Source organism: Winogradskyella aquimaris (genome assembly GCF_042676105.1).
Taxonomy (GTDB): Bacteria; Bacteroidota; Bacteroidia; order Flavobacteriales; family Flavobacteriaceae; genus Winogradskyella; species Winogradskyella aquimaris.
Genome location: NZ_JBHTJQ010000003.1, coordinates 118,665 through 141,020 on the forward strand (window position 1 = coordinate 118,665; position 22,356 = coordinate 141,020).

At 33.3% G+C, this 22,356-nt stretch carries 20 protein-coding genes; 12 read left to right on the forward strand and 8 right to left on the reverse strand.

What is annotated here, in order from left to right:
* Nucleotides 1-57: 57 nt before the first annotated feature.
* From ACFQ1K_RS03415 to ACFQ1K_RS03445, 7 genes are all read right to left on the reverse strand, one after another.
* A complete protein-coding gene (locus ACFQ1K_RS03415; protein WP_320555005.1) occupies nucleotides 58-993 on the reverse strand; it encodes a UDP-3-O-(3-hydroxymyristoyl)glucosamine N-acyltransferase in 936 nt (311 codons plus the stop codon).
* The gene (locus ACFQ1K_RS03420; protein ID WP_320555006.1) at nucleotides 990-1,598 is read right to left on the reverse strand and encodes a hypothetical protein; all 609 of its coding nucleotides are present in this window, start codon (nucleotides 1,596-1,598) and stop codon (nucleotides 990-992) included. Before ACFQ1K_RS03420 ends, ACFQ1K_RS03415 begins: the two co-directional genes overlap by 4 nt.
* Nucleotides 1,599-1,602: 4 nt before the next feature.
* The gene (gene efp / locus ACFQ1K_RS03425; RefSeq protein WP_320555007.1) at nucleotides 1,603-2,169 is read right to left on the reverse strand and encodes an elongation factor P; all 567 of its coding nucleotides are present in this window, start codon (nucleotides 2,167-2,169) and stop codon (nucleotides 1,603-1,605) included.
* Between the two features lie 18 nt (nucleotides 2,170-2,187).
* A complete protein-coding gene (lpxA, locus tag ACFQ1K_RS03430) occupies nucleotides 2,188-2,973 on the reverse strand; it encodes an acyl-ACP--UDP-N-acetylglucosamine O-acyltransferase (protein ID WP_320555008.1) in 786 nt (261 codons plus the stop codon).
* Between the two features lie 91 nt (nucleotides 2,974-3,064).
* Nucleotides 3,065-4,471: a bifunctional UDP-3-O-[3-hydroxymyristoyl] N-acetylglucosamine deacetylase/3-hydroxyacyl-ACP dehydratase gene (locus ACFQ1K_RS03435; RefSeq protein WP_320555009.1), complete on the reverse strand. Its 1,407-nt coding sequence runs from the start codon at nucleotides 4,469-4,471 to the stop codon at nucleotides 3,065-3,067.
* A complete protein-coding gene (gene lpxD, locus ACFQ1K_RS03440; RefSeq protein ID WP_320555010.1) occupies nucleotides 4,458-5,486 on the reverse strand; it encodes a UDP-3-O-(3-hydroxymyristoyl)glucosamine N-acyltransferase in 1,029 nt (342 codons plus the stop codon). The genes ACFQ1K_RS03435 and lpxD overlap by 14 nt, the downstream gene beginning before the upstream one ends.
* A 139-nt stretch (nucleotides 5,487-5,625) precedes the next feature.
* Nucleotides 5,626-6,855, reverse strand: coding sequence for an HD domain-containing protein (locus tag ACFQ1K_RS03445; protein ID WP_320555011.1), 1,230 nt, complete (start codon nucleotides 6,853-6,855; stop codon nucleotides 5,626-5,628).
* 33 nt (nucleotides 6,856-6,888) lie between these two features.
* Here ACFQ1K_RS03445 and porX point away from each other — a divergent pair, with 33 nt between their 5' ends.
* The 12 genes from porX to ACFQ1K_RS03505 all read left to right on the forward strand — a co-directional run bounded on the left by porX (nucleotide 6,889) and on the right by ACFQ1K_RS03505 (nucleotide 18,911).
* A complete protein-coding gene (gene porX / locus ACFQ1K_RS03450) occupies nucleotides 6,889-8,442 on the forward strand; it encodes a T9SS response regulator signal transducer PorX (RefSeq protein WP_320555012.1) in 1,554 nt (517 codons plus the stop codon).
* A 101-nt stretch (nucleotides 8,443-8,543) separates the two neighbouring features.
* Nucleotides 8,544-9,008, forward strand: a complete 465-nt coding sequence (gene tsaE, locus ACFQ1K_RS03455; RefSeq protein WP_320555013.1) for a tRNA (adenosine(37)-N6)-threonylcarbamoyltransferase complex ATPase subunit type 1 TsaE — start codon at nucleotides 8,544-8,546, stop codon at nucleotides 9,006-9,008.
* A 156-nt stretch (nucleotides 9,009-9,164) separates the two neighbouring features.
* Complete coding sequence (locus ACFQ1K_RS03460; RefSeq protein ID WP_386133828.1) at nucleotides 9,165-9,308, forward strand: hypothetical protein; 144 nt, start codon at nucleotides 9,165-9,167, stop codon at nucleotides 9,306-9,308.
* Nucleotides 9,271-9,804: a hypothetical protein gene (locus ACFQ1K_RS03465; RefSeq protein WP_386133831.1), complete on the forward strand. Its 534-nt coding sequence runs from the start codon at nucleotides 9,271-9,273 to the stop codon at nucleotides 9,802-9,804. The genes ACFQ1K_RS03460 and ACFQ1K_RS03465 overlap by 38 nt, the downstream gene beginning before the upstream one ends.
* A 112-nt stretch (nucleotides 9,805-9,916) precedes the next feature.
* Entirely contained in the window at nucleotides 9,917-11,116 is a 1,200-nt protein-coding gene (locus tag ACFQ1K_RS03470) for an alanine dehydrogenase (RefSeq protein ID WP_320555015.1), read from the forward strand.
* 13 nt (nucleotides 11,117-11,129) lie between these two features.
* Nucleotides 11,130-11,507, forward strand: coding sequence for a hypothetical protein (locus tag ACFQ1K_RS03475; RefSeq protein ID WP_320555016.1), 378 nt, complete (start codon nucleotides 11,130-11,132; stop codon nucleotides 11,505-11,507).
* An 80-nt stretch (nucleotides 11,508-11,587) separates the two neighbouring features.
* Complete coding sequence (locus ACFQ1K_RS03480; protein ID WP_320555017.1) at nucleotides 11,588-12,610, forward strand: NAD-dependent epimerase; 1,023 nt, start codon at nucleotides 11,588-11,590, stop codon at nucleotides 12,608-12,610.
* Between the two features lie 159 nt (nucleotides 12,611-12,769).
* A complete protein-coding gene (locus ACFQ1K_RS03485) occupies nucleotides 12,770-14,149 on the forward strand; it encodes a nucleotide sugar dehydrogenase (RefSeq protein WP_320555018.1) in 1,380 nt (459 codons plus the stop codon).
* Between the two features lie 59 nt (nucleotides 14,150-14,208).
* Nucleotides 14,209-15,312 carry a glycosyltransferase family 4 protein gene (locus ACFQ1K_RS03490; RefSeq protein WP_320555019.1) on the forward strand — a complete coding sequence of 368 codons (1,104 nt, stop codon included), beginning with the start codon at nucleotides 14,209-14,211 and terminating at the stop codon, nucleotides 15,310-15,312.
* Complete coding sequence (locus ACFQ1K_RS03495; RefSeq protein WP_320555020.1) at nucleotides 15,313-16,287, forward strand: hypothetical protein; 975 nt, start codon at nucleotides 15,313-15,315, stop codon at nucleotides 16,285-16,287. It abuts the gene before it with no gap.
* Nucleotides 16,288-16,295: 8 nt separating this feature from the next.
* Nucleotides 16,296-17,729, forward strand: a complete 1,434-nt coding sequence (locus tag ACFQ1K_RS03500; protein WP_320555021.1) for an MBOAT family O-acyltransferase — start codon at nucleotides 16,296-16,298, stop codon at nucleotides 17,727-17,729.
* A gap of 48 nt (nucleotides 17,730-17,777) precedes the next feature.
* On the forward strand, nucleotides 17,778-18,911 hold the full coding sequence (locus ACFQ1K_RS03505) for an O-antigen ligase family protein (protein ID WP_320555022.1): 1,134 nt from the start codon (nucleotides 17,778-17,780) through the stop codon (nucleotides 18,909-18,911).
* Nucleotides 18,912-18,966: 55 nt separating this feature from the next.
* Here the strand turns inward: ACFQ1K_RS03505 and ACFQ1K_RS03510 are convergent, their stop codons facing one another.
* Nucleotides 18,967-22,263 (reverse strand): Ig-like domain-containing protein, encoded by a 3,297-nt coding sequence (locus ACFQ1K_RS03510; RefSeq protein WP_320555023.1) that lies wholly within the window; start codon nucleotides 22,261-22,263, stop codon nucleotides 18,967-18,969.
* Between the last annotated feature and the right edge of the window lie 93 nt (nucleotides 22,264-22,356).

Here is a 22,356-nt window from a genome sequence, read left to right on the forward strand (position 1 = left end):
CAAAAATAAGTCTTTTGAAACGTAAATACGAGCCCTTTTTATTTTTTCTATTCGGAATTACAAATCTTTTAGTTTCTGAAGAATCTCTGGAATTTTTTTGATTGAGGCAAGTTCCTTATACTTTGATCTAAAGTCATCAGCAGGTATACCAAAATAATTTTTATGACCTTCTAAGGACTTACTAACACCAGACTTAGCTGAAATAACTGCTTTGGTACCAATCGTAACACCACTAGTTATTCCCACTTGACCCCATATTGTGACTTCATCTTCTATGATAGTGCAGCCCGCAATCCCAACATGTGAGGCAATGAGACATTTTTTACCAACAACAGTATCATGACCTATTTGAACCTGATTATCGATTTTAGTACCCTCTTTTATAGTTGTATCTCCCGTTACACCTTTATCTATTGTACAACCGGCACCAATATCAACATTGTTTTCAATAACTACACGTCCACCAGAGAGCAATTGATCAAATCCTTCTGGTCGCTTTTTATAATAAAATGCACTTCCACCTAATACTGTGTTGGCATGAATTATTACGTTATCACCAATTACGGTATCATCATAAATACTGACATTAGAGTGGATAACACAGTTTTTTCCGATAGTAACATTATGTCCCACAAAACAATTCGGCTGAATTATAGTTCCTTCACCTATTTTGGCGTCTTCAGCCATTGAAATATTTGCTGATTTAAACGGCTTAAAGTGAAGAGTTAATTTGTTAAAATCCCTGAAAGGATCATCTGAAATCAATAGGGCTTTGTTTTCTGGACAAGCTACTTCCTTATTGATAAGAACAATTGTTGCTGAAGATTGAAGGGCTTTATCGTAATATTTGGGATGGTCTACAAATACAATATCACCAGGCTCTACAACATGTATTTCATTCATTCCTAAAACAGGAAAATCATCAGAGCCTACATGTTTAGCACCAATTAAATTGGCGATTTCTTTTAACGAAAATTGTCTAGGAAATTTCACTTTTTATTTTTTTTAGATATGTAGTTATCTGGACTTTTAAATGTACTATTGATATACTCGAAAGTGTCTTTAAAACGTTTAAATCGATTATCAATAGTCCAATTCATAATCATGTATATATTTTCATCTCCTTCAATAAAAGCAACTACATAAGAAATATCTAGCCCATCTACTTTTCCAAAAACTTTTATTTGTCTAGCATTATGCCCATTTATATTTGTTAATTCATAGTCTTCTGTTTTGATTGAAGCAATACTTTCAGCAAACAGTTTTTTCTGAACTTCCTTATAATTTTCAACTACAGACAAATTAGTATCATATTCATCAATTTCAGTAAAAACATCTATAAATTCCTCTTTGTCTTCATGAATCACAATTACGTACGCTTCCTTATAAATATTTGCATACTCAAGAGATGCCTCTGGATGTAATGATGGCATTTCCTTCATATATTTTGGCACATCTAATTGATACAGTTTCTCAACAGAGATGGTTTTAAAGTCTATACCAGAAATCGAGTCAGAAGAGTTATTGGATTTTTCAGGTAATTCAATACAACTGTTAAAGGCCATAAAAGAAAATCCAAGTAGAAAAATTTTTTTCATGTAGCTATTCCTTTATACGCTCTTTATAAGTGCCTTTTTCAGTTTCTATTTTGATTTTATCCCCTTCATTAATAAACAATGGCACATTGACTTCTGCACCAGTTTCTACAGTAGCAGGTTTTGTAGCATTAGTTGCTGTGTTTCCTTTAACTCCTGGTTCTGTATGTGTTACTTCCAAAATAACTGTCGCCGGCATATCAACAGACAGAGGCATATTATCTTCTGTATTAATTTGAATCGTAACGACCTCACCTTCTTTAAGCAGATCAGACCTGTCTAATGCAGATTCTAATAGTCGAATCTGTGTATAGTCTGCCTCGTTCATAAAGTGGTAAAATTCACCGTCGTTGTACAAATATTGAAATTTATGGGTTTCAACACGTACATCATCAATTTTATGACCAGCAGAAAAGGTATTGTCAATTACTTTTCCTGTAGTTACGCTTTTTAATTTTGTTCTAACAAATGCCGGTCCTTTACCTGGTTTTACGTGTAAAAATTCAACGATTTTATAAATATCATTATTATATCTAATGCATAATCCATTACGGATGTCTGAAGTACTAGCCATTCTTATTTAATTTCTTTATTAGTTTGATTTAAAATAACCTTTCATGATGCCACGATGAGAATTCTTAATGAATTGAAGGATTTCATCACGCTCTGGAGTCGCTTCCATTTCGGCTTCAATAATTTCGGAAGCTTGCGTGTTGTTGTAATTTTTTTGATAAAGAATTCTATATATGTCTTGAATTTCTCTAATTTTTTCGGTTGTAAAGCCTCTTCTTCTTAATCCCACAGAATTTATACCAACATAGGATAATGGTTCCCGAGCAGCTTTAACGTATGGAGGCACATCTTTTCTTACTAAAGACCCACCCGTTACAAAAGCATGATTACCGATAGAGCAAAACTGATGTACAGCCGTCATGCCAGCTAAAACAACATAATCACCAACGGTAATGTGCCCGGCAAGTGTACTATTATTGGAAAAAATACAGTTATTACCAACTATACAATCGTGAGCAATGTGGCAATATGCCATAATTAAACAGTTATTACCGATTACAGTCTTCATTTTGTCGGTAGTACCACGATTGATGGTAACACATTCTCTGATGGTGACGTTATCTCCAATTTCAACTGTTGTATCCTCATCATTGTATTTCAAATCCTGGGGTACAGCAGATATCACAGCACCAGGAAATATATTACAATTTTTACCTATCCTAGCTCCTTCCATAATAGTAACGTTACTTCCAATCCATGTACCCTCACCAATTTTAACGTTATTATGTATGGTTGTAAATGGCTCAATAACCACATTTTTTGCAATTTTTGCTCCAGGATGTACGTATGCTAAAGGTTGATTCATTTTCGGAATTTTATTTTTGATAAATAGGTGAAAATGTATTCGCCTATTAACAAATTATGAACGGTTTGAAAAATAATATTCGCTCGGTTCATTACTTAACTTTTGTTATTTGTGCCATTAATTCGGCTTCTGCACATAGCTTACCATTGGTATAGGCATAGCCTTGCATGTGACAGATACCACGTCTGATTGGTGTTATAAGTTCACACTTAAAGATAAGAGTATCACCAGGAACTACTTTTTGTTTGAACTTTACATTGTCCATTTTCATAAAGAACGTAAGGTAATTTTCAGGGTCTGGAACTGTACTTAAAACTAAAATTCCACCTGTTTGTGCCATAGCTTCTACAATCAGTACGCCTGGCATTACTGGTGCACCAGGAAAATGCCCTTGAAAGAACTCTTCGTTCATAGTGACATTTTTCATACCGATGACATAATTCTCTGTCAATTCATAGACCTTATCTAAAAGTAAAAATGGCTGTCTGTGCGGTAACATATTCATGATTTGATTTACATCCATTAATGGTGGTGAATTCAAATCTATTTGTGGTACATTATTGCGTCTCTCATTTTTAATGATTTTAGACATTTTCTTTGCGAACTGGGTGTTCACAAAATGCCCTGGCTTATTCGCAATGACCTTACCTCTAATTCGCGTACCAATAAGTGCTAAATCACCTACAACATCTAATAATTTATGGCGTGCTGCTTCGTTAGGATGATGCAAGGTTAAATTGTCTAAAATTCCGTTAGGTTTTACTGCAATATTTTCTTTATTAAAGGCCTTACGAAGTTTATCCATAGTGCCTTCAGATAGTTCTTTATCAACGTACACTATGGCATTATTAAGATCACCACCTTTAATCAAACCATGTTCAAGAAGCATTTCCAATTCATGTAAAAAACTAAACGTCCTTGAGTCAGAGATTTGATCTTTAAATTCAGAAACTGAATTCATTGTAGCGTTTTGAGTACCTAATACTTTAGTTCCAAAATCTACCATTGTAGTTACCTTATAAGTATCGGACGGCATTAGGATAATTTCGCTACCAGTAGATTCATCTGCGTAAGACACCACTTCTTTTACTTCATACTCCTCTCTAAAAGCATCTTGCTCTACTATGCCAGCTTTTTCTAAAGCTTCGACAAAAAACTTTGAAGAACCATCCATGATCGGTGGTTCAGAGGCATCAAGTTGAATTACAGCATTATCTATATCTAGGCCTACCAAAGCAGCTAATACATGCTCACACGTTTGAATGGTTACTCCATTTTTCTCTAAACAAGTACCGCGTTGCGTATTTGTCACATAATTTGCATCTGCTTCAATCTTTGGGTGCCCTTCAAGATCTATACGCTCAAATAAATAACCTGAATTTTCTGCACCAGGCTTAAAGACTAAGGTGACATCGGCACCGGTATGAAGACCAACCCCTTCGAGTTTTACTTCTTTTTCAATGGTCTTTTGTTTTATTTCCGTCTTAATTATTGCCATCTACTTTTTTTTCAATTTCATTTATACTTTTAACGATCTTCGGTAAATTTTTAAAGTACACATAAGACTTGTTATAATCACCATAGGTCAATGCAGGTGAACCTTGCAAGACCTCATTGTCCTTAACATGTCTTCCAATACCTGATTGAGCTTGAATCTTAACGTTATTACCAATGGTTATATGGCCTACAATCCCCACTTGCCCACCTATTTGGCAATTCTCACCAATTTTGGTAGATCCTGCGATTCCTGTTTGAGCAGCGATTACAGTATTTTTTCCAATTTCAACGTTATGAGCAATTTGAATTTGGTTATCGAGTTTAACACCTCTTCTAATAATCGTAGACCCCAAAGTGGCTCTATCAATTGTTGTACCTGCACCAATATCAACAAAATCTTCTAGAATAACATTACCTATTTGTGGTACCTTAGAATACTCACCTTTATCATTTGGCGCAAAACCAAAGCCGTCTGCACCTATAATGGCTCCAGAGTTAATAACACAATTAGCACCTATAATACAATCTGAGTAAACCTTTCCTCCAGAAAAAACAATAGTATTGTCACCAATAACTACATTGTCTCCGATATATGAATTAGGAAAAATCTTCACATTATTTCCCAATTTTACATTATCACCAATATAGGTAAAGGCGCCAATGTAAATGTCGTCACCAATTTTAGCTGTGTCTGGAACAAAACAAGGCTGTTCGATTCCTGATTTATTTAATTTAATTTGGTTATAATACTCCAAAAGCTTTGTGAACGCACCGTAAGCATCATCGACCTTAATTAAAGTGGTACTAAGTGAATGTTCTGGTTCAAAATCTGCATTAACAATAGTAATTGAAGACTTTGTTGTATATATATAAGGTTTATACTTTGGATTTGCAAGAAATGTTAATGACCCTTCTGTACCTTCTTCTATTTTTGCAAGTTTGGATACTTCAATACTAGGATCACCAATTACTGTTCCTTGTAAAATACCTGCGATTTGTTCTGCTGTAAATTTCATGTGTTTTTATCTATTTTTTTACAGGTCACATGGAACATTAAAGAAAGTCTGTATTCTTTAGAGTCAATTATTGGATATAAATGTTTCAAATAAATACCTTTAAATATTGATTGGTTTCCGCAAAAATAGAAAAAATGTCTCACATTTTCTTTTTAGGATAGCACATATAATATTTAGTAACTGGTTTACTTAATGCTTTTAAGTTTAATTGATCGGAAGCTTTAACTATATCTTTTATTTTACCGGACTTAAGTAGGATGTTAATATTCTCTTTTTTATTCTGATAGGCTACGTTTGTTATTTCACCAGTAAAGACAAAGTAATCTGCTTCTTCTTTTGAAATACCATACTTATCCATTAGGGCTTTATTATGGATGTTCAAATCTGAGTTTTTGATTATTTTATTTTTTATTTTAATTTTTAGTAAATCTCTATCAATAATCATCTCACACAAATTGCTAAGCACAAAATCTTCATGTTCTCTCCACAACTTCATAGCGGCAACAATATCATAATCGTCCAGCTTTGCAAAAACCTCTAAGGTTTCGGTGTCAAAACTCTTTAAATTGACTTCAGAAGTTAAAAAGAATTCTAATGGTTTACTGCAGTTTAGTTGCACCCCTTTTTGAACGAGCTCCTTTGCTCTTTTTAATGTCCTAGTTAACAATTGCTCTGCAACAATACCTGTTTTATGTAAATATACTTGCCAGTACATAAACCTCCTGGCTACCAAAAACTTTTCTACACTGTATATCCCCTTTTCTTCGACGACTAGATGATCATTTACTACATTTAACATGGTAATCAAACGTTCGCTATTAATATTACCTTCGGCGACACCGGTGTAAAAACTGTCGCGTTTAAGGTAGTCTGCCCTATCCATATCTAATTGACTAGATATAAGTTGACACATAAATCTTCGAGGGTATTCACCTCTAAAAATGGATATGGCTAACGTTAAACTTCCGTTAAACTCTCTATTGAGTTTTTCCATAAACTGCAATGAAATTTCTTCATGAGAAATGTTATTTACAATACTGTGCTCCATTGCATGTGAAAAAGGACCGTGACCAATATCATGCAATAAAATAGCAATTAAAAGTCCATTTTCTTCCTCTTCTGAGATTGTAACTCCTTTAAAACGAAGCACATTAATAGCCTTTTGCATTAAATGCATACTTCCCAAAGCATGATGGAATCGTGTATGATGCGCACCTGGATATACCAAATATGACAATCCCATTTGAGTAATACGACGTAATCTTTGGAAATATTTGTGCTGAATAAGGTCGAAAATTAACGAATTAGGAATCGTAATAAATCCGTAAATTGGATCGTTAAATATTTTGAGTTTATTATTAGACTTCAAACTAAATATTCATTAATTAGAAAACAAATATACATGAACAACATAAATATTCTCTGGGTAGATGATGAAATTGATTTATTAAAACCACATATTCTCTTTTTAGAACAAAAACAATATGAGGTAACCACTTGCAAAAGTGGTACAGAAGCGCTTGAGATTATTAATGATATTAACTTTGACATAGTTTTTTTAGACGAAAACATGCCAGGTCTTACTGGTCTGGAAACTCTGAATGAAATCAAGGAACGTCGTCCAAACCTTCCTGTGGTGATGATTACAAAGAGTGAGGAAGAATATATTATGGAAGAGGCGATAGGTAGAAAAATTGCTGATTATCTCATTAAGCCTGTAAACCCAAACCAAATATTATTAAGTTTAAAAAAGAATTTAGATAACTCTCGCCTAGTTTCCGAAAAGACCACATCCAATTATCAACAGGAATTTAGAAAAATTGCTTTGGATTTGTCCATGGTGAACTCATACGAAGAATGGGTAGAATTATACCAAAAACTAATCTATTGGGAGCTTCAACTAGAAGATATTGAAGATGTCGGGATGACAGATATTTTAGAATCTCAAAAAACAGAAGCCAATTTACAATTTGGAAAGTTTATTGAAAAAAATTACGAAAATTGGTTTCAACCTAGTGCAGACGCACCTATTATGTCGCATACGTTGTTTAAAGAAAAAATTGTGCCCGAATTGAGTGACAAACAACCTACATTACTTGTAGTTATTGACAATTTACGTTATGATCAATGGAAAGCCTTTGAGCCATTTGTAAATAATTATTACAAAAAAAATTCTGAAATCTCCTATTACAGTATTTTACCTACAGCTACGCAATATGCAAGAAATGCCATTTTTTCTGGACTAATGCCTGGTGATATGGAAAAGCTTTTTCCTCAATATTGGAAGAATGATGTGGATGAAGGTGGCAAAAATTTGCATGAAGAGGATTTTTTGAGAGAACAGTTAAAACGTTTAGGATTAAATCATATTAAATACGAATACCATAAAATCACCAATTTAAAGTCTGGTAAAAAGCTAGTTGAAAACTTTAGAAGCCTAAAGAATAATGATTTAAGTGTTGTTGTTTATAACTTTGTCGATATGCTTTCACATTCCAAAACAGAAATGGAAGTCGTTAAAGAGTTAGCATCCAATGATAAAGCTTACCGATCACTAACACAAAGTTGGTTTAAAAATTCACCATTATTGGAAATGATTCAATTATCACAACAATTAGGATTTAAACTAATATTAACAACTGATCATGGCACCATAAACGTTAAGGCACCAACCAAAGTTATTGGAGATAGAGATACTAGTCTTAACCTAAGATACAAAACAGGAAGAAGCCTTACCTATCAAGATAAGGATGTTATGGCCGTTAAAAATCCCAAATCCATACATTTACCTGCATTGACCATGAGTAGTTCCTTTATTTTTGCAAAAGGCGATCTATTTTTAGCATATCCAAACAACTTCAATCATTACGTAAGTTACTACAGAAATACCTATCAGCACGGAGGGGTTTCATTGGAAGAAATGATTATTCCATTTGTAGTTTTAGACCCTAAATAAATCCTTTAAAAGCATAAATATCCGATGAAATGCACTTTTTCCTAGGATTTTCAATATTTTATTGCTAACATTGTAGCCTAAATTGTAAATATAGGATTTAGGTGTATAAATATGAATTAACATATCGTTTAGAAGACATAGACAAGGTTGCCAAGCACATCCTTAATCAATTTGATGTTAAGACCATATTGTTTGAAGGTGAAATGGGTGCTGGTAAAACAACGTTTATCAATGCACTACTGAAAGCTATGCAAAGTAATGATACAGCTACCAGTCCTACGTTTTCAATTGTTAATGAATATAATGTACCGAATGACAAGGTCTTCCACTTCGATTTTTACAGAATTGAAAGTATTGAAGAAGCCTATAATTTTGGTATTGAAGACTATCTGTATAGTAACCACTGGTTATTTATTGAATGGGCAGACCGTATTGAAGAAATACTTCCTGAGAACACCCAAACCATAATTATAGAAAAAGCAGATAACACAGAAAGATCCCTCAAATTAACTATAAATAAGAAACTTTTAACCGAAAATAACGCTATGACAGAACCGAAATTTTAGACAATTTCAACTAACATTCTATCCCAAGAGTTATGGAATTACGGAAAAACCGTAATCTCACACTAGTAATTTATTGGATTTTAACATTTATTCATTTTCAGAGGCTTCAAATGCACTGTAAATTTGTAGTAATTAATTAATTAAATCCCTTAAATTATGAAAGCTAAAAAACTAGTACTAGCAATTGCCATCTTTGGAGGAGTGTTATTTACTGTACAAGCAACTAACATCATTGACTTAGATGGACAAATTACAACACAAGTTGACAAAAGAAAACTTAAAGTTCCGCCAGCTGGATAAAAAATCGTATAATCGAAAAATTTTTTTAGGGAGTTTAGTTGCTACATTAGTTGCTGCTACTCCCTTTTTGTTTTACCTATATGAATTTGTTCCAGATACTCAAAAATGGGATACAATTCTTGGGACTTATGAAAGTACTGAATATGGAAGTGCCAATGTTGCTTTTTGGGTACTTTCAATGAAGATCATACCATTATTACTATCAATAATTTGGTTTTTCACATGTAGACACTGGTGGTACCACGCCTTATTAGTCCCTATAACCATGTTTACATATCAATTTGTAGTTGCGCTAAATTTTGACGCAAGATATCTAGATGTAGCAGATATTGTATGGTTACTTCCTATAATGGCGATCATCTTTCCTTCAATTTATTTAATTAGAGCGAAAATGTTTAATAAAATAAATGACCATGATAAAACCATGGAGGAACTCGAAGAAGAGTTTATGATTAAACCCAAAACCTTCTGGGGCAAAGTGAAGCAGTATTTTTAAAAAATTTACTTTCATTTCAATTTTATTCGTAACTTAAAAGTTAGTTCATTTAATTTTATGTTGCGAGATTGTGTTTTATTATCTTGCAGACACTAGTCAATTTCTAACTTTAATGAGTAAATCTTTATCACCATTTACAAAGGCCCAATTATTACCGCAAGAAGAAACCTTAGAAATCTTTAAACAAAAAGGCGAACTATACATTGGTATTCCAAAAGAAACCCATTTTCAGGAAAGCCGTGTTTGTTTAACTCCCGATGCAGTCTCTGCTCTAACGGCAAATGGTCATAGAGTTTTGTTTGAGTCTGGTGCTGGTGAGGGTGCAAATTTTAAGGACAAAGATTATAGTGAAGCTGGTGCCGAGGTTACTAAAGACAAGGCAAAAGTTTACTCTTGTCCTATGGTTTTAAAAGTTGAACCTCCATCTTTAGATGAAATATCTCTTATCAACCCTCAAACTATTCTTATTTCGGCCCTTCAAATCAAAACACAAAAAAAAACCTATTTTGAAGCTCTGGCCAAAAAGCGCATAACGGCTTTGGCTTTCGAATACATTAAAGACGAAGATGGAGCATATCCTGCAGTAAGATCGCTTAGTGAAATTGCCGGAACAGCATCTATTTTGATTGCTTCAGAATTATTGTCTAATGTTAATGGTGGTAATGGATTAATGCTAGGAAATATAAATGGTGTACCACCAACAGAGGTTTTAATACTTGGTGCTGGTACTGTTGGAGAATTTGCTGCTAAATCGGCAATAGGACTTGGTGCCAACATAAAAATATTTGATAGTTCTATTTCGAGATTGCGTTGTATTCAAAACAGTTTGGGAAGATCTGTATACACCTCTACAATGCAACCCAAAAATTTATTAAAAGCTTTAAAGCGTTGTGATGTGGCTATCGGTGCCGTGAGAGGAACCAATCGTTCACCAGTAGTAGTAACTCAAACCATGGTTGAGCACATGAAACCTGGATCAGTAGTTATCGATGTAAGTATTGATATGGGAGGTTGTTTTGAAACTAGTGAAGTTACTACTCATGATCATCCCACATTCGAATACAATGGTGTTATACATTATTGTGTACCCAACATTCCTGCGAGATATTCTAGAACTGCGTCCGTATCCATAAGTAATATTTTTACCCCTTACCTACTTCAAATTGGGGAACATGGCGGTTTAGAAAATGCTTTACGTTTTGATAGAGGATTAAAGAATGGATTGTATTTTTACCACGGCATTTTAACTAATAAATCTGTTGCAGATTGGTTTGGTTTGGATTATAATGATGCCAACTTATTAATTTTCTAAATTTATATCATACATGAAATTTACACAGCGCTTAGCCTATTATCTTAGTGGCTTTGCTATAGGTCTTATTATATTGATGTTTTTTCTAAATGGTAAAAATGCGTCTTGTGATTACGGTCCAAACGCCAGAACGGTGAAAAACATAAGTTCTAAACCCATCATATATTCTAATGATGTTTCAAATTTTATAACGATTAATGCTATAGATTCTACAACTGTAGTCAACCTCATAAAATTTGGAAATGTAGACTTTTCTAAAAGTAAAACAAATTTAGACTCTTGTAAGGTTTATTATATTGACAATATATACAAAGATAAAGAGATACTATTACATGTTGAAAATTGTGACTCGATAGCTAAAATATTAGTTATGAGTTACATTAACGAGTAATTTCATAGTTTCATAGTATAAATATTTATTCTAAGAATTTAATTTCAATATTTGAATCCTAAACTTAAATCTACTTATAAATGAAAATTCTTGTAACTGGTGCTGCCGGATTCATTGGCTTTTTTACATCTAAAGTTTTACTTGAAAAAGGACATGTAGTTGTAGGCCTAGATAATATTAATGACTACTACGATGTTAATCTTAAATTTTCAAGACTAGAAGAATTAGGTATCAAAAGAAACGATGCCGTAACCTTCAATAGCTTATGTAAAAGTACAAATGATAAATTTTCCTTTGTACGCATGAATCTTGAAGACCGAGAAGCGCTACCAAAACTTTTCGAACAAGAAAAATTTGATGTTGTTTGTAACCTTGCTGCTCAAGCTGGTGTTAGATATAGCCTTGAAAATCCTGAAACTTATATAGATTCTAACTTAGTCGGCTTTTTAAACATTCTTGAATGTTGCAGGCATAACAACATAAAACATCTAGTCTATGCCAGTAGCTCAAGTGTTTATGGACTAAATAAAAAGATACCATTTTCAACGGATGACAATGTAGATCACCCTATCAGCTTATATGCTGCCACTAAAAAGAGTAACGAATTAATGGCACATACGTATAGCCATTTATTCAATATCCCAACTACAGGTCTGAGATTCTTTACAGTATACGGTCCTTGGGGACGACCGGACATGGCAATGTTCTTATTTACCGATGCCATCGTAAACGATAGGCCAATTAAGGTTTTTAACCATGGAAAAATGGAACGTGATTTCACTTATATAGATGATATTGTTGAAGGGGTTGTTCGTATATGCGAAAAACCTACTGACGAACGTTTGAATACAAAAACCTTATATAAAGTTTATAACATTGGTAATAACAACTCTGTAAAACTGCTAGATTTCATAAAAGAAATAGAATTAAATCTAGGTAAAGAAGCCGACAAAAATATGATGGACATACAACCAGGTGATGTTGAAAAAACATGGGCGGATGTAGATCAACTTATCAAAGATTACGACTATAGACCTAACACCTCTATAAAAGAGGGAGTTAAGTCGTTTGTAAACTGGTACAAATCATATTACAATAAATAATATTATGTTTTATAAGGATATAATAAATCCTTCTATACAAATTGAATGAAGTTTATCGTAAAAAGCAGTAGTTGATATATTAATTTGTAGTTACTTAAATAATTCCTACACTTTTGTGAAATTAAATAAATTAACCCAAGTCAAACACATAAATTTAAAATGAAAATTTCAAAAATTTGCTGTATTGGAGCTGGCTATGTAGGGGGACCTACAATGGCTGTAATTGCTAAAATGAATCCTAACATTCAAGTTACTATTGTAGATATTAATCAAGAGCGTATTGATGCTTGGAATGATAAAGATGTATCTAAGTTACCAATATATGAGCCTGGTTTAGCCGAAATTGTTGCAGAAACAAGAGGAAAGAACTTATATTTTTCAACAGAAATAGATAAGGCTATCGATGAATCTGAAATGATTTTTATTTCAGTTAATACTCCAACCAAAACTTATGGTAAAGGAAAAGGAATGGCTGCCGATTTAAAATATGTAGAGCTTTGTGCAAGAAACATTGCAGATGTTGCAAAAACAGATAAAATTGTAGTTGAGAAATCTACCTTACCAGTAAGAACGGCTCAAGCAATTAAAAGTATACTACACAATACTGGAAGTAATGTTAAGTTCGACATATTATCAAACCCTGAGTTTTTGGCTGAAGGTACAGCAATTCAAGATCTATTAAACCCAGATAGAGTTCTTATTGGTGGGGAATCTGAAGAAGCAATTGAAGCTTTAGCAAATATTTATGGTAGTTGGGTACCACAAGACCAAATTTTAAGAACTAATGTTTGGTCATCAGAGTTATCAAAATTAACTGCAAATGCATTTTTAGCACAGCGTATTTCTTCTATTAATGCTATTTCTGAGCTTTGTGAGAGAACCGAAGCGGATGTTAGTGAAGTTGCAAGAGCGATTGGCATGGACTCTAGAATTGGTTCTAAATTCTTAAATGCTTCTATTGGCTTTGGTGGTTCTTGTTTCCAAAAGGACATTCTAAACTTAGTTTATATTGCAAGAAGTTATGGATTAAATGAAGTTGCTGATTACTGGGAACAAGTGATAATACTAAACGATCACCAAAAAAGAAGATTTTCTGATAATTTAATCAGTACCCTTTATAATACTGTATCTGGTAAGAAAATTGCCATGCTAGGCTGGGCATTCAAAAAGGACACAAATGATACTCGAGAATCTGCGGCAATTTATGTTGCTGATCATTTGTTGAGTGAGCAAGCCAATATTGCAGTATATGATCCCAAAGTACCTAGTAAAAAAGTGTATGTAGATCTTAACTATTTACAAACACGTTCGGAGGATGAAAATAAAGCCTTAGTTGAAACTTTTGATGATCCTTATGAGGCAGTCAAAGATGCACATGCAATCGCCATAATGACTGAATGGGATGAGTTTAAAACTTACGATTGGAAAAAGATTTTCAATCTTATGAAAAAACCAGCTTTCATTTTTGATGGTAGAAATATACTTAATAAAGATGAGATGACTGAAATAGGATTTGAATACTCCTCTATTGGAAAGTAAGGCTTTGGGTTAGCTAAAAGCTAATGCTAACTTACAATTAAACTTGTAATTATTTAATTTTGAATACCAAGAAAAAACACATAGCCTTTGTTATTGGTGCTCTAAGTCCTGGTGGTGCTGAACGTGTTATATCCAATTTAAGTAATGGTCTAGTAAAAGATTACAAGGTTACAATAATTACTTTTATTGAGTCTGACCCCTTTTATACTTTAAATGAATCTGTAAATGTTGTCTCTTGTTTTAAAAAATTAACGAATCCAAAGTCTTTTTTGGGTTCATTAAAACTGAATTACGCTATTTTAAAAAAAGTGAGTAAAATTACTAAACAAGAGAAAATTGATTTACTTATTGGGTTTATCACACAGGCAAATATAAAAGCAGTAATTGCAGCTAAGCTTAATCGAATCCCGTGTCTGATAAGTGAACGTAATGATCCTTTGAAGAACGATATACCAAAATTTTGGACAATATTGCGAAAATATATTTATCCTAGAGCTAACTGTTTAATTGTGCAAACTGAAAAAGTAAAGCAGGTATATGAACATATGATAAGGACAAAGGATATGGTGGTTTTACCTAACCCTATTTCTTCAGAACTTTCAAAACTACGTAAAGAATACAGTACTGATAGAGAAAATATTATATTATCTGTTGGGACTTTTAATAATGACAAAAGACAGGAAAGGATCATTGCAGCTTTTCATCAACTTCAATTGAATGATTGGAAATTAATACTACTTGGTGAAGGACCTAATGAAACTAAATTAAAAGCGCTTATTAAGGAATTGAACCTTTCAGACAAAGTTGAAATTTTACCTAAGGTTAAAAATGTCCATGACTATTATAACAAAGCGTCTGTTTTTGCATTTGCATCGAAAGCAGAAGGGTTCCCTAATGTATTATTAGAAGCTATGCACTTTGGCGTACCTTCATTATCAACCGATTGTAATTATGGTCCCTCTGAGTTAATCATAAATGGTGAAAACGGTTTTCTGGCCCCAGTAGATGATCAAGCTATGTTTGTAGAATATTTACAAAAATTAGTCAAAAATGAAGATTTGAGATTATCGTTTTCTAAGGAGTCACAAAAAACCACCGAAAAGTTTTTAGATACACATGTAACATCAAGTTGGAAAGATTTAATATCACAACACTTGTCTTAAATGAAAAAATTTTTAAAACATATATCTTATGGTCTCTTGATATTCGTAATTATCAACTTACTAATAGTTTTAAAGTATGAATTACCTGCTCATGAAGCTATTAAAAACAAAACTCATAAAAACTACTTAAAATGGAATAGTATTCATAATAATCTGAATACTTATGATTTAATTATTTTGGGTTCAAGTAGAGCTTATACATCTTTAAATCCTAAAGTTATTGATTCAGGTTTAAACCTGATATCTTTTAACATGGGTACATCTTCACAAGACATTACTGAATCATACTATACACTTAAGGAAATCTTAGATTATCAAAAGCCAAAATATCTTGTTTTAGAAACATATCTCGGATCTTGTGATGATTTTATAAATTATTATCAAGTATATTCAAATGCTTCTTTTTTTAAATCTTCGGAACACAAATTTGAATTAGTTGTTAAAGGCTATGGAAGTAAGGGCACAGTAAATTATCTCATTCCATTAATGAAGTTTAATAACTACATTAAGCAAGATATTAAATCCATTTTTTCAAAAAGTAATTCTAAAGCACCCAAAAAAAATTGGTATAAAGGGTTTCATTATGATACAACCGTAGTTACGAAAAATGATATTAAGAACTTTGAACCTATTCCAAATTTCGAGAACAAGAATTTTAATAAAGATCGATTCAAATTTTATTTTGATAAAATCCATAAACTCACCAAAGCAAATAAAATTAAGCTCATAGTGTTAAGAACACCTTATCCCCCTTCAAGATTAATGTTGGGTTCTAATAATGATGAAAATGATTTTTATAAAAAATACTTTCGTGAATATAAAGATGTGGGATACTATGATTTAAACAGTTATAAATCAAATACATTCAACTTTACAGACAATGACTTCTCTGATTTTCATCATGCAAATGGTAAAGGTGCCCTAAAAATAAGCCAACAACTAGTCAGTATTATAAAATCAGAGCAACTCAATTAAAAACGAACATGCTTTTTAATTCTCTAGAATTTTTCATTTTTTTACCGATAGTTTTTTCTCTTTACTGGCTTATTGGCAATAAGCGTATTAAACAGCAAAATCTATTGATTGCGTTTTCTAGCTATGTTTTCTACGGTTGGTGGGATTGGCGTTTTTTGTTTTTGATACTGTTTAGCTCATTGGTTGATTACACTATTGGCCAGAAGCTTAATGCTGAAGACAAGCCATCTAAGCGCAAAGTGCTTCTTTGGACAAGTATCTGCGTAAACCTTGGATTTCTGGGTTTTTTTAAATATTACAATTTCTTTGTAGATAGTCTAGTGGACTCGTTTACCTTTTTTGGTGGACAACTCAGCATCAATACACTTAACATCATCCTCCCCGTCGGTATAAGCTTCTACACCTTTCAAACCTTAAGCTACACAATAGACGTATACAACAGAAAGTTAGAGCCTACAAAGGATTTCTTGGCTTTTATGGCATTTGTTAGCTTTTTTCCACAGCTGGTTGCAGGACCGATCGAAAGAGCCACTAACCTTTTGCCACAGTTCCATGAAAAAAGAGAGTTTGTTTATAAAAATGCGGTGGATGGATTAAGGCAAGCACTTTGGGGATTGTTCAAAAAAGTGGTCATTGCCGATAATTGTGCTACATATGCCAATATGATTTTCAACAACCAATACGAATATTCAGGAAGTACACTTTTACTTGGAGCCTTTTTCTTTGCCTTTCAGATTTACGGTGATTTTTCTGGTTATTCTGATATTGCCATTGGTATCTCGCGTTTATTTGGCTTTAACCTAAAACGAAATTTTGCTTTCCCATACTTCTCAAGAGATATTGCTGAGTTTTGGAGGCGATGGCATATATCTTTGTCTACCTGGTTTAGAGATTACTTATACATTCCATTAGGTGGCAGCAGAGGTGGCACAAAGATGAAGATTAGAAACACTTTTATAATTTTTATTGTCAGCGGATTTTGGCATGGAGCCAACTGGACATTCGTTGTTTGGGGTGTTTTGAACGCCATATACTTTCTACCCTTGCTTCTTCTAAAAAAGAACAGGGTTAATACCAATTTGGTAGCAGAAGGAAGATACTTACCTACCATGAAGGAATTTTTTCAAATGTTGTTTACCTTTTTCATAACACTTGTTGCATGGGTATTTTTCAGGGCCGACAACGTAACGAACGCTTTCGTTTATGTAAGGGACATGCTTTCTGGTTCTCTTTTTACCAAACCCGAAATTGTGCCCATAACAGTTCTGGGTTTGGTAGCCATATTTATAACTGTTGAGTGGCTTGGAAGGTCTGGTGAGTACGCTATTCAAAAAATTGATTTTATAAATAAACCGTTAAGGTGGGGCTTTTATATGTTACTGATTATTCTAATGTTTGTCTACACAGGTGAACAACAAGAATTTATTTATTTCCAGTTTTAATTTTGAATTCTATATTTTTAACCTACTAAATTTTCTAATGCAGAGTAAATGAGAATCCTAAAGTACATATGTTTCGCCTTAGTTGTGCTAAACCTTCCTTCTGTGGCATTATCTGCCTATGGTGGTGGTGTTGGTAGTTTACTGAGCTACCTAACTATTCTATTTCTCACACTATATTATTTCTTTGGTAAAAAAACACGCCCAAATTGGTGGCTTATTATTATATCTATTTTATTCTTTATGATTGGTGGATTTCAATTTATTGGATTAACCTCAGGGTTTATTTATGACACCATAAAGTATTTTATTTATCTCATTTGTGCTTATGAAATGGTAAAAAATATAAGCGTCTCTGAATATAATTTTTTTCTAGTAATTGGCTCTGCCACCATAATATTAGAGGCAGTTATGTTTACAAGTGATTTTGGTAGATACAGTGGGTTTTATTTAGCTCCTAACGAAGCTGGTTTTATATGTATTACAGGTTATGCCACAACTTATGGACTAAAAAATGCAGGGATTAAATTAACTGCACAGTTTATATGTACTCTAGCAGGATTGTTAACCTTTTCTAGAACATTTATTTTGATTTGGCTTCTAATCAATATTATTTCTCTAAAAATTAGTATTAAAAATATTAGAATATTTGGTCTTGGATTTCTTATAATAAGTACACTTTTTTTTATTGATGAAATGGTCGGTCTAAATAATCCAAGATTTGAGCAATTAAAAAGTATCATCAGTAATGATGGTGGGGTTACATCAGAAGAATTGAGTGAGGATTCAAGGGAAGATACATGGGCTAAATTTTATGACAAAATATTAGATTCACCATTTATTGGTAATGGTTATGGATCCTTTTCAGGAAAAGAAGGTCACGGCAAAGGAGTTCACAATTCATTTCTTACTGTAATTGGTGAGGCGGGTATATTGCCTTTTATTTTGTTTGTTGCATATATAGGATACCTCAATGTAATGAGTATTGTCTACTTCAACAAAAAACCTAATTTGATAATGCAAATTATTGCTTTATCACTATTTTTAATGGCTAACCACAACTTCTTCACATTTTATTATGTTTCATTTGCTGCAATGTGGATTCAATATCAAATTGAAGTAGCAAAAAATGAGGATGAAGTTAATGAAATAGAAGTAAGAAAGAACGCTTTGACTTCATCATGAAAAATAGCCAAGTAAAACTTGGCTATAACATAACACATTACCTAAAGAAATAAATTTATCTTACAATTAATCTTTTATAGAGTTCTCTTTGTATATCAGCTAGTTTAACCAGATAAATACCGGGTCGTAAACTACTGACATCAATCCGCGTAGTAGTAGATATATTTTGATTGTCATTTTCCACCTTCTTTTGATAAATAAGTTTGCCTGTCAAATCGTATAAATAAAGCCCTGTTAAATAATCACTACCTGATAGTTTTATGTCAACATATTCATTAGCAGGATTAGGAAAGACCGAAAAACTAAAATCTATACTCTCACCATCAATAGGATCTTCTATGGGATCTTCTACAATCGTGCCATCATTACAATTAGAATCAACGAAGACAGTAACCGTATCTTCATCAAAGTCTAAGGCATTAAAAACAGTGACAGTATATTCAGTAGTTTCATTAGGTGATACTTGGATAGACTGTGTGGTCTCACCCGTATTCCATACATATTCATCACCACCAGTTGCTGTTAACGTAACAACTTCACCCAAACAAATTTCTTGATCTTCACCAGCGTCTGCCTCTACCTCTGGAATAACATTTACTGTAACCTGTTTTTCATCATAACAGTCTCCTATGTATCCTCTAACTTCGTAAGTTGTAGTTTGAGATGGACTAACGGCTATGTTTGGTTGTGTTGCACCATTATTCCACTCATACGTATTAGCACCAGAAGCGGAAAGGGTAACAAAATCCCCACTCATAATATCAACACTTTCTCCATTTAAGATAACGACCTCTGGATTTGGATTTACATATACAGTAACATCATCAGAATCTTGCTGTATACCAGATGTAACAGTCACTGTGTATGTGGTTGTTGACAAAGGGCTTACAACGATACTTTGCGTTGTTTCTCCTGTACTCCACAAATAACTATCACCTGGTGTAGCCGTTAAAACAATTTCATAGCTATCATCTTGGCACACTTGCTCATCTGCCCCAGCAGAAACTACTAACAGCGCTTCAACGGTTACAGTTACTTGAGTCTGAGATGAACACATTCCTGTGGTACCTGTAACGGTATATGTTGTAGTTTCACTAGGGGAAACTGTAATTATATTATTGGTTTCTCCTGTACTCCACTCATAATTAGACGCACCTGTCACTGAAAGTTGAATACTATCTCCCTCTACTATTGTAACATCATCAGTTACCGTCAAATTTGGCGAGGCATTTACAAATACAGTTACATCATCAAAACTTGTACAACCATTTGATATTACTTCGACTGTATATATTGTGTCTGAACTTGGATTGACCTCAATTGAAGGTGTTGTTTCACCCGTACTCCAAATATAGTCCGTACCCCCACTTGCTGTTAGCGTTATAGTATCACCTTCACATATTGTTTGATCGTTGCCTGCATCAGCTATGGGTAATTCATATACGGTTACAGTAACACTGTCAGTATCGGTATTACCTAAATCATCACTTACAGTAACTATATATGTGGTTGTAACAGTTGGACTAACTTCAATTGATGCTGTAGTCTCTCCATTACTCCACAAATAGGTTGTTCCACCAGATGCTGATAGTACAACGGACTCCCCTTGGCAGATAGTTTGGTCCGTTCCTGCGTTCGCTTGGAACGCTTCCGGAAAAACCGTGATATCGGATGAATCAAAATGTTCACCATTGCCATCGTTAGCTGTGAACGTAATGGTTACATTACCAGGAGAAACAGGTGTTACAATACCGTTATTATCCACGGTAGCTATAGTATCATCGCTACTTGTCCATTCACCAGACTGATCAGTGGCGTTACTAGGTGTTATAGTAGCTGTTAATGTAATCGTTTCTGGTATTGTAATATCTAAAGTATCTGGTGTTACATCAACACCTGTGACTTCAATCACAGGAACTGGAGCTATATTGTCAACTTGATTTAAGTATTCTTCTAATAATGTATAACCACTAGGCTGAAATTGATTATGAATGGTAGGGTTACCTGTAATCCCTCTTGAAGCTAAATATGCCTCTGGTATATGTGGATTAGATTGATAAAAATCAGCTGGTCTTAAATTACTAGAAATAGGAGATACATTATATTGAGCACTTGTTAATGGAGTTGTATAATTTCCCAAATTGATTTGATTTAAATAATTTGCATCCTCAATATCTAAATTTAAATCAAAAGTTCCATCTGCGTTTAACCTAGCATTACACCCTACATTTTCTCTAACTTCATTGAAAGCGTCATCTGCTGTTAATATTGTTATAGGGCTACCTAACAATGGGTGCTGCGTATTAGTAAAATATTCAGCTTCCAATTGATCACCCTTATTTCTTAAACCTTGTGGTGTAATTGTACCGTCTATGAAATGCTTCCATGAAAGTTTATTATCAGTATTCATTTGAGATATAGTGGAAGATAATGGAGTTGTTGCTACTGGAGCAACTATCTTATTTCCATTAGTATAAATATTAGGATAGCCATTTTCATAACTAAACGCATTAATTCTATCGTCATTAATACCTCTGTTATTATAATGATAATAATTACCGATATGATTTAAATTCTGTCCATTCCCATTTACTCTTATTAATCTACTACCAACACCCCATACCACATTATTTATAACCTCAATATTTGCATTATCGCCTGAAGTATTTGGAAATCTATGGCTGTTATTATAGAATAAATTTTGTAAAAAACTTATATCTCCTGTGGGTGTAGAACCAGATTTTCCACCAACTATAGAGCCTTTGGAATTTTCAGCAAACAAACATCTTTGTACAGTTAAATTATTTACAAAGTAGCTACTTTGTGTTTCATACCAACTCGCCCCTTCATCATCACCAAATGCAAAGGAACAATGATCCCAAATTTGATTTGTAACATCATTCCTGACTGTTAAACTATCATTATTAGCATCTATTCCTCCTTTAAATCTTATGTGGCGAACAATAAGATTATCAATACCGCCAACAAAGACTCGCTCACCATCAATAGTAATTCCCCCGGCAGGAGCAGTTTGTCCTGCAATAGTTAGATTATCAGTAAAACCAAGAACATTGTTTAAAACAATAACACCGCTTACATCGAAGACAATTGTTCCTCCACCATTGTTATTTACAACACTTATTGCATTTCTTAAACTACCATCACCACTATCATTTAAATTAGTTACATGCACTACAATACCTCCACGACCACCTGAAGCATATGCACCAGCACCAACTGCGGATGGAAATGCAAGCTGCTGACTATATAAAGTACTAAAGGAAATCGTTATAAAAAGTAGAGTTAGTACAAAGACTTTTTTACAAATAAGTAGGTTATTCAAAATTTTCATTGTCATTCTTCTATTAATCAATTGTTTGGGGTGGGCTAATTTATAAATTTAATAATTGTACAACGTTTAATTACTATATTATTCGATAAAAAG

Bases quoted from the DNA above. Each gene is read 5' to 3' on its own strand.
- ACFQ1K_RS03505 (WP_320555022.1), top strand. From the start codon at position 17,778: ATGAGAATCCTAAAGTACATATGTTTCGCCTTAGTTGTGCTAAACCTT.
- ACFQ1K_RS03510 (WP_320555023.1), bottom strand. From the start codon at position 22,263: ATGAAAATTTTGAATAACCTACTTATTTGTAAAAAAGTCTTTGTACTA.
- ACFQ1K_RS03470 (WP_320555015.1), top strand. From the start codon at position 9,917: ATGAGTAAATCTTTATCACCATTTACAAAGGCCCAATTATTACCGCAA.
- ACFQ1K_RS03480 (WP_320555017.1), top strand. From the start codon at position 11,588: ATGAAAATTCTTGTAACTGGTGCTGCCGGATTCATTGGCTTTTTTACA.
- ACFQ1K_RS03485 (WP_320555018.1), top strand. From the start codon at position 12,770: ATGAAAATTTCAAAAATTTGCTGTATTGGAGCTGGCTATGTAGGGGGA.
- ACFQ1K_RS03435 (WP_320555009.1), bottom strand. From the start codon at position 4,471: ATGGCAATAATTAAGACGGAAATAAAACAAAAGACCATTGAAAAAGAA.
- porX (WP_320555012.1), top strand. From the start codon at position 6,889: ATGAACAACATAAATATTCTCTGGGTAGATGATGAAATTGATTTATTA.
- lpxD (WP_320555010.1), bottom strand. From the start codon at position 5,486: ATGAAATTTACAGCAGAACAAATCGCAGGTATTTTACAAGGAACAGTA.
- ACFQ1K_RS03495 (WP_320555020.1), top strand. From the start codon at position 15,313: ATGAAAAAATTTTTAAAACATATATCTTATGGTCTCTTGATATTCGTA.
- ACFQ1K_RS03460 (WP_386133828.1), top strand. From the start codon at position 9,165: ATGAAAGCTAAAAAACTAGTACTAGCAATTGCCATCTTTGGAGGAGTG.
- lpxA (WP_320555008.1), bottom strand. From the start codon at position 2,973: ATGAATCAACCTTTAGCATACGTACATCCTGGAGCAAAAATTGCAAAA.
- ACFQ1K_RS03420 (WP_320555006.1), bottom strand. From the start codon at position 1,598: ATGAAAAAAATTTTTCTACTTGGATTTTCTTTTATGGCCTTTAACAGT.
- ACFQ1K_RS03475 (WP_320555016.1), top strand. From the start codon at position 11,130: ATGAAATTTACACAGCGCTTAGCCTATTATCTTAGTGGCTTTGCTATA.
- efp (WP_320555007.1), bottom strand. From the start codon at position 2,169: ATGGCTAGTACTTCAGACATCCGTAATGGATTATGCATTAGATATAAT.
- ACFQ1K_RS03500 (WP_320555021.1), top strand. From the start codon at position 16,296: ATGCTTTTTAATTCTCTAGAATTTTTCATTTTTTTACCGATAGTTTTT.